The organism is Streptomyces sp. AF1A, assembly GCF_047340315.1.
In the GTDB taxonomy this organism is placed as follows: Bacteria; Actinomycetota; Actinomycetes; order Streptomycetales; family Streptomycetaceae; genus Streptomyces.
Genome location: NZ_JBLEBI010000201.1, coordinates 1 through 12,230, shown reverse-complemented (window position 1 = coordinate 12,230; position 12,230 = coordinate 1). Strand labels below are relative to the sequence as shown.

Annotated in this window: 10 protein-coding genes and 1 pseudogene; 8 read left to right on the top strand and 3 right to left on the bottom strand. The window is 72.6% G+C overall.

The window, feature by feature from the left end; translation table 11 throughout:
• Together ACLU3S_RS32190 and ACLU3S_RS32185 are read left to right on the top strand one after the other, a co-directional pair.
• On the top strand, window positions 1-585 hold a 585-nt coding region (locus ACLU3S_RS32190; protein ID WP_413955508.1), incomplete at its 5' end, for a cytochrome c oxidase subunit I.
• Between the two features lie 99 nt (window positions 586-684).
• A complete protein-coding gene (locus ACLU3S_RS32185; protein ID WP_413955507.1) occupies window positions 685-1,242 on the top strand; it encodes a DoxX family protein in 558 nt (185 codons plus the stop codon).
• Between the two features lie 286 nt (window positions 1,243-1,528).
• On the opposite strand, the gene ACLU3S_RS32180 is transcribed toward ACLU3S_RS32185, so the two are convergent.
• Window positions 1,529-2,554 (bottom strand): alcohol dehydrogenase, encoded by a 1,026-nt coding sequence (locus ACLU3S_RS32180; protein WP_413955506.1) that lies wholly within the window; start codon window positions 2,552-2,554, stop codon window positions 1,529-1,531.
• Window positions 2,555-2,679: 125 nt separating this feature from the next.
• Complete coding sequence (locus ACLU3S_RS32175; protein WP_413955505.1) at window positions 2,680-3,342, bottom strand: TetR/AcrR family transcriptional regulator; 663 nt, start codon at window positions 3,340-3,342, stop codon at window positions 2,680-2,682.
• A 164-nt stretch (window positions 3,343-3,506) separates the two neighbouring features.
• Here ACLU3S_RS32175 and ACLU3S_RS32170 point away from each other — a divergent pair, with 164 nt between their 5' ends.
• The gene (locus ACLU3S_RS32170; RefSeq protein ID WP_413955504.1) at window positions 3,507-4,760 is read left to right on the top strand and encodes a YncE family protein; all 1,254 of its coding nucleotides are present in this window, start codon (window positions 3,507-3,509) and stop codon (window positions 4,758-4,760) included.
• Window positions 4,761-4,907: 147 nt separating this feature from the next.
• Here ACLU3S_RS32170 and ACLU3S_RS32165 read toward each other — a convergent pair whose 3' ends face one another.
• A complete protein-coding gene (locus tag ACLU3S_RS32165) occupies window positions 4,908-7,034 on the bottom strand; it encodes a GTP-binding protein (RefSeq protein ID WP_413955503.1) in 2,127 nt (708 codons plus the stop codon).
• A gap of 251 nt (window positions 7,035-7,285) precedes the next feature.
• Between ACLU3S_RS32165 and ACLU3S_RS32160 the strand changes: the two genes are divergently transcribed.
• The 5 genes and pseudogenes from ACLU3S_RS32160 to ACLU3S_RS32140 form a co-directional block, all read left to right on the top strand.
• Window positions 7,286-7,786, top strand: a complete 501-nt coding sequence (locus ACLU3S_RS32160; protein ID WP_413955502.1) for a (2Fe-2S)-binding protein — start codon at window positions 7,286-7,288, stop codon at window positions 7,784-7,786.
• Window positions 7,783-10,269, top strand: coding sequence for a xanthine dehydrogenase family protein molybdopterin-binding subunit (locus ACLU3S_RS32155; protein WP_413955501.1), 2,487 nt, complete (start codon window positions 7,783-7,785; stop codon window positions 10,267-10,269). The genes ACLU3S_RS32160 and ACLU3S_RS32155 overlap by 4 nt, the downstream gene beginning before the upstream one ends.
• Window positions 10,266-11,120: an FAD binding domain-containing protein gene (locus ACLU3S_RS32150; protein ID WP_413955500.1), complete on the top strand. Its 855-nt coding sequence runs from the start codon at window positions 10,266-10,268 to the stop codon at window positions 11,118-11,120. Before ACLU3S_RS32155 ends, ACLU3S_RS32150 begins: the two co-directional genes overlap by 4 nt.
• Before the next feature lie 15 nt (window positions 11,121-11,135).
• Complete coding sequence (locus tag ACLU3S_RS32145; RefSeq protein WP_413955509.1) at window positions 11,136-12,011, top strand: AAA family ATPase; 876 nt, start codon at window positions 11,136-11,138, stop codon at window positions 12,009-12,011.
• A 6-nt stretch (window positions 12,012-12,017) separates the two neighbouring features.
• Window positions 12,018-12,230 (top strand): annotated as a pseudogene (locus tag ACLU3S_RS32140) (hypothetical protein); the annotation flags it as partial.

Sequence of the window (12,230 nt, the reverse complement as noted above, 5' to 3'; positions counted from 1 at the left end):
GTCACGTTTCTGTTCGGCGGGCTCACCGGCGTGATGCTGGCCTCGCCGCCGCTCGACTTCGCCACGTCGGACTCCTATTTCGTGGTCGCCCACTTCCACTACGTCCTCTTCGGCACGGTCGTGTTCGCGATGTTCGCGGGCTTCCACTTCTGGTGGCCGAAGATGACCGGCAAGATGCTGGACGAGCGCCTCGGGAAAATCACCTTCTGGACGCTGTTCATCGGCTTCCACGGCACCTTCCTGGTCCAGCACTGGCTCGGTGCGAACGGGATGCAGCGCCGGATTCCCGACTACCTGGCGGTCGAGGGGCTCACCACGCTCAACACGGCGTCGACGATCTTCTCGTTCCTGCTCGGCCTGTCGATCCTGCCGTTCCTCTACAACGTGTGGAAGACGGCCAAGTACGGCAAGCCGGTCGGCGCGGACGACCCGTGGGGCTACGGCCGCTCCCTGGAGTGGGCGACCTCCTGCCCGCCGCCGCGGCACAACTTCCTCACCCTGCCGCGCATTCGGAGCGAATCCCCCGCCTTCGACCTGCATCACCCCGGGCCCCGGCCGACGGAACGGGAGTTGACCCCGCGCTGAGCGCTTTTTCCACGTGGGTCGGAAGAAAGGCAATCCCTGCTCGTCCCCGGTTCGTATAAAGCGGTAACAAGCACTCGTCGCGTCTTATGGAGAGGCACCATGCTTGCGCAGCGCATCAGGTACCAACCCGCGACTGTCACGGACTCGCAGAGGCCCCGGACCGCCGTGACGACGTCGTTCGCGGCGGACTGGGGCCTCTTGATTCTCCGGCTCACGTTCGGTCTGCTGCTGGCCGCGCACGGTGCGCAGAAGCTGTTCGGGATTCTGGGCGGCCGCGGACTGACCGCGAGCGGCAAGAGCTTCGAGGCCCTCGGCTACCACCCGGGAAAGCTCTTCGCCGCGGTCGGCGGCCTCTCCGAGTTCCTCGGGGGCCTCGGCCTGGCTGCCGGGCTGCTCACCCCGCTCGCGGCGGCGGCCGTGATCGGCGTGATGATCAACGCGATGGTGACCGTCACCGGCGCCCACGGCCTGTGGGAGGAGGACGGCGGTGTCGAGTACAACGTGTCCATCGCCGTCGTCGCGCTGGCCGTCGCCGCCATCGGCCCGGGCAGACTGGCGCTCGACCGGTTCTTCCGCTGGGGCTCGGGCGGCTGGCGCGAGGCGGCCTTCGCCCTCGGCCTGGGCGGCGTGGCGGCCGCGATCACGCTGAACCTGTGACCCGGGGGCTGCGGCATCCCCTCACCGGTCCGTCGCAGAACGCCTGGCGCACCATGACCGTGCCCCCGTCGTGGCGGCTCCCTCCGATCCGAGGGCCGGGCCCGTCGGCCGACACCGGTTGAACGGTCGCCCGTGGCGGGAACCGTCCGCAGCCCCTCGCCGCCCCAGGCGCCCGTCCGCACCGGTGGCGCGAGCCTTCGGCGTGCCGCGGCCCGCGTTGTCGCGGCCGGGCCGGTGGGCACGGCCGCAGCCCCCGGGCCCTGGACCGAGCCCGCCGGCCCGCCGGTCAGGCGTTGGTGAGCACCATACGGAAGCGCGCGGAGCCGGAGAGCATCTTGCGGTAGGCCTCGTCCGCGCTCGTCAGCGGCACGGTCTCGGTCATCGGCCGGATGCCCTGCAGCGCGCTGAACGCCATGGTGTCCTCCACGTCCTGCGCGGTGCCGGACGGGTGGCCCCTGACGACGCGGCCCGCCATGAGCAGTTGGGCCGGGTTGATTCCCATGGGCGCGCTGTCCGCTCCGATCACCACCAGTTCGCCGCGGTGGGCCAGGCCGTCCACGGTGGCGGTGATGGCCTCGGAGTTGCCGGCGGTGGCCAGGACGACCCTGGCGCCGCCGAGGGACTGCAGCGCCTCGGCGACCGGGGTGCCGGACGTGCTGTCGACGTAGTGGTGGGCGCCGAGCTGTTTGGCGAAGTCGGCCTTCTCCGCGCCGCGGGCGATCGCCACCGTCTCGAAGCCCATCGCGACCGCGTACTGCACCCCGAGGTGCCCGAGGCCGCCGAGGCCGAGCACCGCGACCAGGTCTCCGGGCCGGCCGGAGCTGCGCCGCAGCCCGTTGTACGTGGTCACGCCCGCGCAGGCCATGGGCCCCGCGTCGGTCGCCGCCAGCCCTTCGGGAATCCGGGCCAGGGCGTCGACGGGGGCGATCACCTTCTCGCCGAACCCGCCGTCGTAGGCCCATCCCGGAACCTTCAGCTTCACGCAGACGATGAAGTCGCCCTCACGGCAGGGTGTGCAGTGCCCGCAGCTGCCGCCGAACCAGCCGACGGCGACCCGGTCGCCGACCCGCCACCCACGGTCCTGCGCGCCCTCGCCGAGTTCCTCGATGCGCCCGGCGATCTCGTGCCCGGGGACCTCGGGGAACGACACGTTCGGCAGCCCGCCGCTGACGAAGAGCGCGTCGCTGTGGCAGACGCCGCACGCCTCCACGGCGATCCTCACATGCCCGGGTCCCGGTTGCGGCACGTCGCGCTCGACCAGCTCGAAGGTGCCGTTCGGCTCGGTCACCTGGGCGACTCGATAGGTGCTCATGGGTATCTCCGGAGATCGGATACGACAATCTCCTCCCCAGCACACCAGCTCCGGGCCGATCACGCGCGCCGAACCGGGGCCGTCCCGCCCGGCCCGGAACCACCGGGGCCTGGCGCCCGCGCCGGTCACCGGGCCGGGGGATGCCAGCCCGCCGGCCGCAGCATGCCCAGGAGCAGCCGCACGAGTTCGTCCACGACGTCGTCCAGCGTGGCCTCCACCCAGCCGGAGCTCCAGTCGTGCAGGAGGCCGTTGACGCTGCCGATGAAGGCCGTGGCCGCGAGGCGGTAGTCGCGCGGCGCCGCCTCCCCGCGGGCCGCGGCCGCGTCCGCCTCGGCGCGGATCAGGTCCACCCAGCGGGCCCGGCGCGCCAGCCGCTGCTCCTCCAGCCGGGGGCTGACGCCGATGATCTCCACGAAGGCGACGCGGATGCGGCGCGGGTCGGAGGTGACGTCGCGGGCGTAGGCCCGGAACAGGACGGCGACCCGCTCGGCCAGCGGCAGGCCGTCCGCCTCTGCGAGGGCCGCCAGCACCGCCTGCTCCGCCCAGCGGTTGACCTCCAGGTGGAGCGCGGCGAGCACGTCCTCCAGGGTGCAGAACTCCTCGTAGAACTGGCGTGTCGACAGGCCCGCGGCCTGGCTGAGCGCGGCGACCGTCGTGCCCCGGTAGCCGGGGGTGCCGCCGAACAACTGCAGCGCCGCGTCGAGGAACCGGCGGCGCCGCTCGGCCTGCCGCTCCTCGGCGGACCTGCCGCCGTAGCGGCCCGTCGGCGCCCTGAGCCTGCCCGCCAACCCCGTCCCCCTCCGTCACCCCACGCCGGCACCGCCGTGTCGTGCCGCCGACCCCAATCTTGTCGTGCACACATCTTGTCGAGAAGCCCAGCCCTTCCTTACTTTTCAGTAAGTTCACTGTGAATCAGCCCGTGTTCAGATTCCCCCGAGGAAGGAGAGCAGCCATGCCTGCCTCCAGAACCAGGCACCTGTGCTCCGTGGCCGCCGCCCTCGCCCTCACCGTCGCCGGGCCGGCGACCGCCGCCACGGCCGCGCCGGCCGGGTCCGACGGCCTGCGCGAGGTGCTGTTCGTGGGCAACAACTGGGACGGCACCGCCGATGTCGTGCGCTCCTCCGGCGACTTCGCGAAGATCGGCCGGATCGATGTCGTCCCCGACAAGCAGCAGCGGATGGCGGAGATCAACGCCGACCCGATCAAGTGGATCTACTTCATGTCCATCCGCAGCCAGGTCGGCGAGGGGCACGACCAGTACGTGGACGACATGTACTCGACGCCGGACGGGAGGTCGCTGGTGGTCTCCCGCCCGAGCTTCGCCGACGTCGTCTCCATCGACCTGGTCACGGACACCGTCAACTGGCGCTTCCCGGTCGCCGGTTACCGCGCCGACCACATGGCGGTCTCCCCGGACGGCACCCGCGTCGCGGTCTCGGCCTCCACCGCGAACAAGGTCCAGGTGCTGGACATCGAGACGGGGAAGGAGCTGGGCGAGTTCGACACCGGCGACAAGCCGCACGAGAACTTCTTCACCGAGGGCGGCAGGTACATCTGGAACATGTCCATCGGCGAGGTCACCACGTCCCTCGACGACCCCGCCTGGGACTGGACGAAGGGCGACCGGCACATCACCGTCGTCGACGCGACCACCTTCACACAGGTGAAGACCATCGACATGCGGAGCCGGCTGGACGCGATCGGCCTGAAGAACTTCTCCGACGCGGTGCGACCCGCCGCCTTCACGCCCGACTGGTCCAAGCTGTACTTCCAGGTGTCCTTCTTCAACGGCTTCCTGGAGTACGACGTCGCCACCGACCGGATCACCCGGGTCAAGACGCTGCCGGAGAACCCGGCCACCGACCCCGACCGCAGCACGTGGCTGCTGGACTCCCGCCACCACGGCATCTCCATGAACCCCGAGGGCACCAAGCTGTGCGTGGCCGGGACGATGGACGGCTACGCGACCGTCGTCGACCGGGCCTCCTTCGACGTGGGCCCGCTGATCACCGCGTCGACCCCGTACTGGGCGACCGTGAGCGGCGACGGCCGGGACTGTGTCATCTCCGAGGCCGGGGCCGACCGGATCACGGCCATCGACTTCGCCACCGGGCAGAAGGTGCTGTCGGTGCCGGTCGGCGACCACCCGCAGCGCGTCCGGCTGGGCCATGTGCCCGCCGACTGGACCGGTCCCCGCGGAAGGTGAACGGGGGCTGAGCGGCCGTACGGTCTCCGCGGCGCCCCACTCGCCCGGAGGCCGTACGGCTGTGGATCACACGGGGTGACGGACAGCACGGGCCTCGTCCGTCTGCCCTGAAGTCCGCCGAGTCGACCATCCGTCACCCGGCATCGCTCAATCCCCCATCCTCCGCGTCACGTTCAGCAGGTACTCCTTGCGATCGAGCGGGTTGTGGTCGGTGCGCGGCCGCTCCGGGAGCGGTCCGCGGGTGACCGGCGCGTAGTGGTCGAACGCCGTCTCCAGCTCGCCCTCGCCCCGGGTCAGCCCCGGCAGCCGCTGCTCCAGCTCGTGGACCCGGGCGGCGGGGACCGTGCCCTCCAGCAGCGCCGCCGCGCCGAGCGCGCCCGTGGTCTCCGGTACGGCGTCCAGCCGGGCCAGCACCGGCAGCACGGCGCCGAGCGTGTCCGCCGGCGCCTCCAGGCGGAAGCGGTGCATCGGCTGGTGCACCTGGGTGCCGGCCCGGCGCAGCGCCTCGAGGAGGACGAGCGGGGTCAGCCCGCGGAAGTCGTAGCCGGTGCTCGACATGCTCTTGTCGAAGCGCTGGTGGGCGTGGCTCTGGCGCGGCGAGTAGCCGCAGTGGGTCATGGTGACCGCGCAGTCGGTGACCTGCCAGCCGTGCAGTCCCTGGCCGAGCGTCTCGCGCACGGTGTCCTCGACGGCCTTGAAGAAGGCGTACGGCATCGCGCCCAGCTCCACCTCCAGGCCGAACCGCACGCCCGAGCCGGGCGGAGCCGGGTCGACGCGCAGGCCGACGGTGGCGAGGAAGGGGTTCGCGTCCTTCTTGTTGTACTCCACGGCGTGCCCGGAGCCCACGGGCCGTTCGATGCACAGGGTCGTCGTCGCGCGGAAGGTGACCGCCAGGCCGTACTCGTCGGCGAGGGTGGCCTGGATGACCTCCTTCTGCACCTCGCCGTAGAGGGAAACCGAGGTCTCCCCGCGCAGCTCGTCGTGGCGCACGGCGATGAGCGGGTCCTGTTCGGCCAGCTGGGTGAGGGCCAGGTGGAGGGAGCGCCGGCCGGCACCGGGGCCGGGCACGACGACGGTCTCCAGGGTGGGCGGCGCGAAGTGGTGCTCGTACGCCTGGTGCGGGACGCCGAGGGCATCGCCGATGCGGACACCGCCGAGCCCCCGCACCTTGACGATCCGCCCCGCACCGGCGCTGTCCCGCCGGACGTCCGTCGCCCGCTCGAAGACGCTGAGCGCGGTGACCCGCCCCTCCGGGCGGCCGCCGGTACGCACGCGCGGCGCCTCCGCTCCCTCGCCACGGCCACCCGTCCCGGGACCGCGGCCACGGCCGCCGGCACCGGCACCGGCACCGGCACCGGCACCAGAGTCTTCCTCGCGGCCGGCGGCGTCCGCGTCTCCCCTGGAGCCGTCGGCGGCACGGCCGTACGGGACACGGTCGCGGACGCGGAGGGTGCCGGAGAAGACGCGGGCGTATGCGACCTTCTCGCCCGCCGGGCCCCGCTCGATCTTGAAGACGGTGGCGGACAGCGGGTCGTGCGCGCCGCCGTCGGCCGCGGGCAGCAGCCGCTCGATGCCGTCGATCAGCTGGGGTACGCCCGCTCCGGTGATCGCGGAGCCGAAGTACACCGGGTGCACGAGGGCGCGCCGGGTCTGCCCGGCGAGGGCGGCGTGCAGGCGGCCGTCCGGGACCGCGCCGTCGAGGTAGGCGGCGAGCAGCGCGTCGTCCTGCTCGGCGAGCACCTCCAGCGCGGCCGGGCCGAGGCCGGGCACGAAGCGGGCGGCCCGGGTGCCGAGCCCGGCGGGGCCGCCCATCGGAACGAGCGGCGCCGACAGTCTGCGGGCCATCCGTTCCAGCAGGGCGGTGCCCTGCGCGCCGCGCCGGTCGATCTTGTTGACGAAGACCAGCGTGGGGATGCGCAGCCGGCGCAGGGTGCGCATCAGCACCCGCGTCTGCGCCTGTACGCCCTCCACGGCGGAGACGACCAGGACGGCGCCGTCCAGGACGCCGAGCACGCGCTCGACCTCGGCGATGAAGTCCGGGTGACCGGGGGTGTCGAGGAGGTTGACGGTCACCGAGTCGAGTGGGAACGACACGACGGCCGACTTGATGGTGATGCCGCGCCGCCGTTCCAGCGCGAGCGTGTCGGTCCGGGTGCTGCCGTCGTCGACGCTGCCGGGCTCGTCGATGACCCCGGCCGTGTGCAGCAGCCGTTCGGTCAGGCTGGTCTTACCGGCGTCGACATGGGCGAGAATTCCGAGATTGAGCAGATGCACGGGGCGTGATGTCCTTCGGCACGGGGTGGGTTCCTTCCTGGGCGGACATGCACGCAGCGCGCATCTGACGGTCCTCTCGGTGTGACGTCGGGTCCGGCACAGTGCAGCAGGGCCGGGAGGCGGCCGCAACGAAATAACGCCCCGCCGGGCATGCCGCAGCACTCGCCGCCCGCAGGGACCGGTCTTAGAGTGACCTACACCACAGAATTCAACTGGCTTCCCTCGCTGCTGCCGCATGGTCTGGAGGGCCCATGACCCGCATCAAGGTGAACGTGGACGGCACGACGTACGAGGACGACGTGGAACCTCGTCTCCTCCTGGCCCACTATCTGCGTGACCACCTCGGTCTGACCGGCACCCCGATCGGCTGCGACACCTCCAACTGCGGGGCGTGCACGGTCGACCTGGACGGAGCAACCGTGAAGAGCTGCTCCGTGCTGGCCGTCCAGGCGGACGGATGCGAGGTGACCACCGTGCAGGGCCTGGCGGAGGACGGGCAGTGGACGCCCCTGCAGCGCGCCTTCCACGAGCAGCACGGACTCCAGTGCGGCTACTGCACACCGGGCATGATCATGGCGGCCCGCGATCTGCTCCGGGAGAACCCGCACCCCACCTCCGACGAGGTGCGGCACGCCCTCGAGGGCAACCTCTGCCGCTGCACCGGCTACCAGAACATCGTCCGCGCGGTGCTCGCCGCGGCCGGGCAGCAGCACGCCTCCGGGCGCCAGGTCGGCGAGGAGATCACAGCATGACCGATCAGGCTCTCGAACCCGAGGTCGGCCGTTCCCGGCTGCGCAAGGAGGACGCCCGGCTGATCACCGGCCAGACCAACTGGACCGACAACATCCAGGTCGCCGGACTCCTGCACATGGCCATTCTGCGCAGCCCGATGGCGCACGCCCGCATCGCCCGGGTCGACGTCTCCCCCGCCCGCGAACGCCCCGGCGTGGTCGCCGTGTTCAGCGGCGCGGACCTCGCCGAAGGGCTCGGCTCGCTGCCCTGCGCCTGGCCGGTGACCGAGGACATCGTGCAGCCCGACCACCCGCCGATCGCGGTCGAGGAGGTCCGCTACGCGGGCGACCCGGTGGCGGTGGTGGTGGCCCGTGACCGGTACACCGCCGCCGACGCGCTGGAGGCGGTCGAGGTCGACTACGACCCGCTGCCCCCGGTCCTCGACCTGGAGGAGGCCCTCGCGGAGGGCGCCCCGCTGGTGCACGCCGACAAGGGCACCAACCGCTGCTACACCTGGCCGCTGGCCACCGGCGAGAGCTTCGAGGCGGTGCGGGAGCGCGCCGAGGTGACGGTCAGGCGCCGCTACCACCAGCAGCGGCTCATCCCGAACGCCATGGAGCCGCGCGCGGTCGTCGTCACCCCGCTGGCCGCCTCCGGCGAGTACACCGTGTACTCGGCGACCCAGATCCCGCACATCCTGCGGATCATGCTGGCCACGGTCACCGGGATCCCCGAGCACAAACTGCGCGTCGTCGCCCCGGACGTGGGCGGCGGCTTCGGCTCCAAGCTCCAGGTCTACGGCGAGGAGGCGCTCGCGCTCGCGGTCGCCCGCAAGCTGGGCCGGCCGGTGAAGTGGACCGAGTCCCGCTCCGAGGGCTACCTCGCCACCCACCACGGGCGCGGCATGATCCAGGACATCGAGGTCGCCGCCACCCGCGAGGGCAAGCTGCTCGGCCTGAAGGTGGACCTCATCGCCGACATGGGCGCCTACCTGATGCTGGTCACCCCGGGCATCCCGATCCTCGGCGCCTTCATGTACCCGGCGATCTACAAGATGGACGCCTACGAGTTCAACTGCACCGGGGTGTTCACCACCCGCACCCCCACCGACGCCTACCGCGGCGCCGGACGTCCGGAGGCCACGTTCGCCATCGAGCGGATCATGGACGAACTCGCCGCCGAGCTGGGCCTGGACCCGGTGGAGCTGCGGCGCCGCAACTGGATCCGGCACGAGGAGTTCCCGTACACCACGATCGCGGGGCTGACGTACGACAGCGGCAACTACGAGGCGGCGACGGACAAGGCGCTCGCCCTGTTCGGCTACGACGACCTGCGCGCCGAGCAGCACAAGCGCAACGAGCGCGGTGACCCGGTGCGCCTCGGCATCGGCGTGTCGACCTTCACGGAGATGTGCGGCCTGGCGCCGAGCCGGGTGCTGCGCGACCTGAGGTACGGCGCCGGCGGCTGGGAGGCGGCGAGCATCCGCATGCTGCCCACCGGCAAGGTCGAGGTCGTCACCGGCACCAGCCCGCACGGGCAGGGCCACGTGACCTGCTGGAGCCAGATCGCGGCCGACGTGCTCGGGGTGCCCTTCGAGGACATCGAGGTCCTGCACGGCGACACCAAGGCGTCCCCGCAGGGCATGGACACCTACGGCTCGCGGTCGCTGGCCGTCGGCGGCGAGGCCGTGCACCGGGCCGCGACGACGGTCGTCGAGAAGGCCCGTAAGGTCGCCGCGCACCTGCTGGAGGCGAGCGAGCAGGACCTGGAGTTCCGCGACGGGGTGTTCTCCGTGAAGGGCTCACCGGAGGCCCGCAAGACCATCCAGGAGATCGCCTTCGAGACGTTCACCAACCACGACCTGCCCGACGGTGTGGAGCCGTCCATCAACGCCGAGCACGTCGTCGACCCGGAGAACTTCTCCTTCCCGCACGGCACCCACCTGTGCGCGGTCGAGGTCGACACGGAGACCGGCAGGACGAAGATCCGGTCCTACGTCTGCGTCGACGACGTCGGCCGTGTCGTCAACCCGATGATCGTCGAGGGGCAGGTGCACGGCGGGCTCGCCCAGGGCATCGCGCAGGCCCTGTACGAGGAGGCCGTCTACGACGGCGAGGGCAACCTGGTCTCCGGCACCATGGCCGACTACCTCGTGCCGTCGGCCGCCGACCTGCCGGACTTCGTGACCGACCGGACCGAGACGCCCGCGAACTCCAACGCCCTCGGCGTCAAGGGCGTCGGCGAGGCGGGGACGATCGCCTCGACGCCCGCCGTCGTGAACGCCGTGGTCGACGCGCTGCGGCCGCTCGGCGTCCAGGACGTGCGGATGCCGTGCTCGCCGCACCGGGTGTGGCAGGCCGTGCAGGCGGCCCGCGCCGGCCGGGGCGGCACGGGCGCGGAGGCCGGCGGGACCGGTCCCGCCCAGTCCGGCCAGTCCGGGCAGGCCGCCCAGTCCGGTGAGATCGGCCAGTACGGCCAGTCCGGTGAGGAGGGTCCGGCATGATTCCCCCCGCGTTCGACTACACCCGCCCCCAGAGCGTGGACGAGGCGGTACGCGCCCTCGCCGACGCGGGCGAGGACGGCAAGGTGCTGGCGGGCGGGCAGAGCCTGCTGCCGCTGCTGCGCCTGCGGCTGGCCTTCCCCGAACTGGTCGTGGACGTCGGCCGCGTCCCGGAGCTGCGCGGGGTCCGCGAGGACGGCGACATGCTCGCCATCGGCGCGATGACCACGCACCACGACGTGGTCCACGACCCGCTGGTGCGCCGGCACGCCGGGCTGCTGGCCGAGGCGACCGCCACGGTGGCCGATCCCGCCGTACGCCACCGCGGCACCCTCGGCGGCTCGCTCGCGCACGCCGACCCGGCCGGTGACCTGCCCGCCGTGGCCCTGGCCCTGGACGCCGAACTGGTCGTCGCCGGACCGGGCGGCCGGCGCACCATTCCGGCGCGGGAGTTCTTCGTCGACTACCTCCAGTCGGCGCTGGCCGCGGACGAGTTGCTGGTGGAGGTGCGCATCCCGAAGACGGACGGCTGGCACTTCCACTACGAGAAGTTCCACGCGGTCGCCCAGTCCTGGGCCATCGTCGGCGTCGCCGCGCTGGTCCGGCGCGACGACGGGCACATCGCCGAGGCGCGCATCGGGCTGACCAACATGGGCTCGACACCGCTGCGGGCCACCGCGGCCGAGCAGGCACTGTCCGGTGCCGACGGACCCGAGGCCGTGGCCCGCGCCGCCGACGCGGCGGCCGAGGGCACCCAGCCGTCGCAGGACCTGGCCGCCTCGCCCGAGTACCGGGCGCACCTGGCGCGGGTGCTGACCAAGCGGGCCGTGCTGACGGCCGGCGGGATGGGGTGAGTGCCGATTCCCCGGATGGACGACCCGGAGCAGGTGGGGGCCCGCCTGGAGGAGACGGGGTACCTCGTCGACGAGGGGCTGGCCGTCACCTGCTTCCTGGCCCTCAGGCTGCACCGGCCGCTGTTCTGCGAGGGCGACGCCGGCGTGGGCAAGACCGCGCTCGCCGCCGCCCTCGCCGAGGCGCTCGGTGCGCCGCTCATCCGGCTGCAGTGCCATGAGGGCATCGACGCCGCCCAGGCGCTGTACGACTGGGACTTCCCGCGCCAGCTGCTGCACCTGAGAGCCGCCGAGGCCGCCGGGGTCACGGACGCGGACCGCCTGGAGAGCGAGCTGTACGACCGGCGCTTCCTGATCGCCCGGCCGCTGCTGCGCGCCCTGCAGACCCAGCCGTCGGTGCTGCTGGTCGACGAGATCGACCGGGCCGACGACGAGTTCGAGGCATTCCTGCTGGAGCTGCTCTCCGAGTACTCGGTCACCGTCCCCGAGCTGGGCACTCTGCGGGCCGAGGTGCCGCCGGTGGTCGTGCTGACCTCGAACCGGACCCGGGAGGTGCACGACGCGCTCAAACGGCGCTGCCTCTACCACTGGTTCGACCACCCCTCCTTCGCCCGGGAACTCGCCATCGTGCGGCGCCGGCTGCCCCGGGTGTCGGCGCGGCTGGCCGAGCAGGTCACGGCGCTGGTGCAGGCCCTGCGCGGGGCGGACCTGGTCAAGCCGCCGGGCGTGGCCGAGACGCTGGACTGGGCCGAGGCCCTCGACGCGCTGGGCGCGAGCGAGGTGGACGCGGACCTCGCGGTGGCGACGCTGGGCTCGGTGCTGAAGTACCGGGAGGACACGGACCGGGCGCGGGGGCTCGATCTCGCGGCGGTCCTCGCGGCCCGGGGCAGGTGAGCGGACGTGGACACGGCGGTCGCGGGGGTCGAGGGGGTGCCGGCCGACGCCGTGCTGCTCGGCTTCGTGCGGGCACTGCGGGCGGCGGGCGTGGACGCGAGCGCCGAGCGCGGCTACGCGTTCCTGCGCGCCGTGGCCGCCCTGCGGCCCGGTGTCCGCGCGGACGTGTACTGGGCGGGGCGGGCGACGCTGTGCGGCGGGCACGACGACCTGGAGCGG

Excerpts from the sequence above, each read along its gene's own strand:
- ACLU3S_RS32185 (WP_413955507.1), top strand. The coding sequence starts at position 685 with ATGCTTGCGCAGCGCATCAGGTACCAACCCGCGACTGTCACGGACTCG.
- ACLU3S_RS32180 (WP_413955506.1), bottom strand. The coding sequence starts at position 2,554 with ATGAGCACCTATCGAGTCGCCCAGGTGACCGAGCCGAACGGCACCTTC.
- ACLU3S_RS32170 (WP_413955504.1), top strand. The coding sequence starts at position 3,507 with ATGCCTGCCTCCAGAACCAGGCACCTGTGCTCCGTGGCCGCCGCCCTC.
- ACLU3S_RS32160 (WP_413955502.1), top strand. The coding sequence starts at position 7,286 with ATGACCCGCATCAAGGTGAACGTGGACGGCACGACGTACGAGGACGAC.
- ACLU3S_RS32155 (WP_413955501.1), top strand. The coding sequence starts at position 7,783 with ATGACCGATCAGGCTCTCGAACCCGAGGTCGGCCGTTCCCGGCTGCGC.
- ACLU3S_RS32150 (WP_413955500.1), top strand. The coding sequence starts at position 10,266 with ATGATTCCCCCCGCGTTCGACTACACCCGCCCCCAGAGCGTGGACGAG.
- ACLU3S_RS32145 (WP_413955509.1), top strand. The coding sequence starts at position 11,136 with ATGGACGACCCGGAGCAGGTGGGGGCCCGCCTGGAGGAGACGGGGTAC.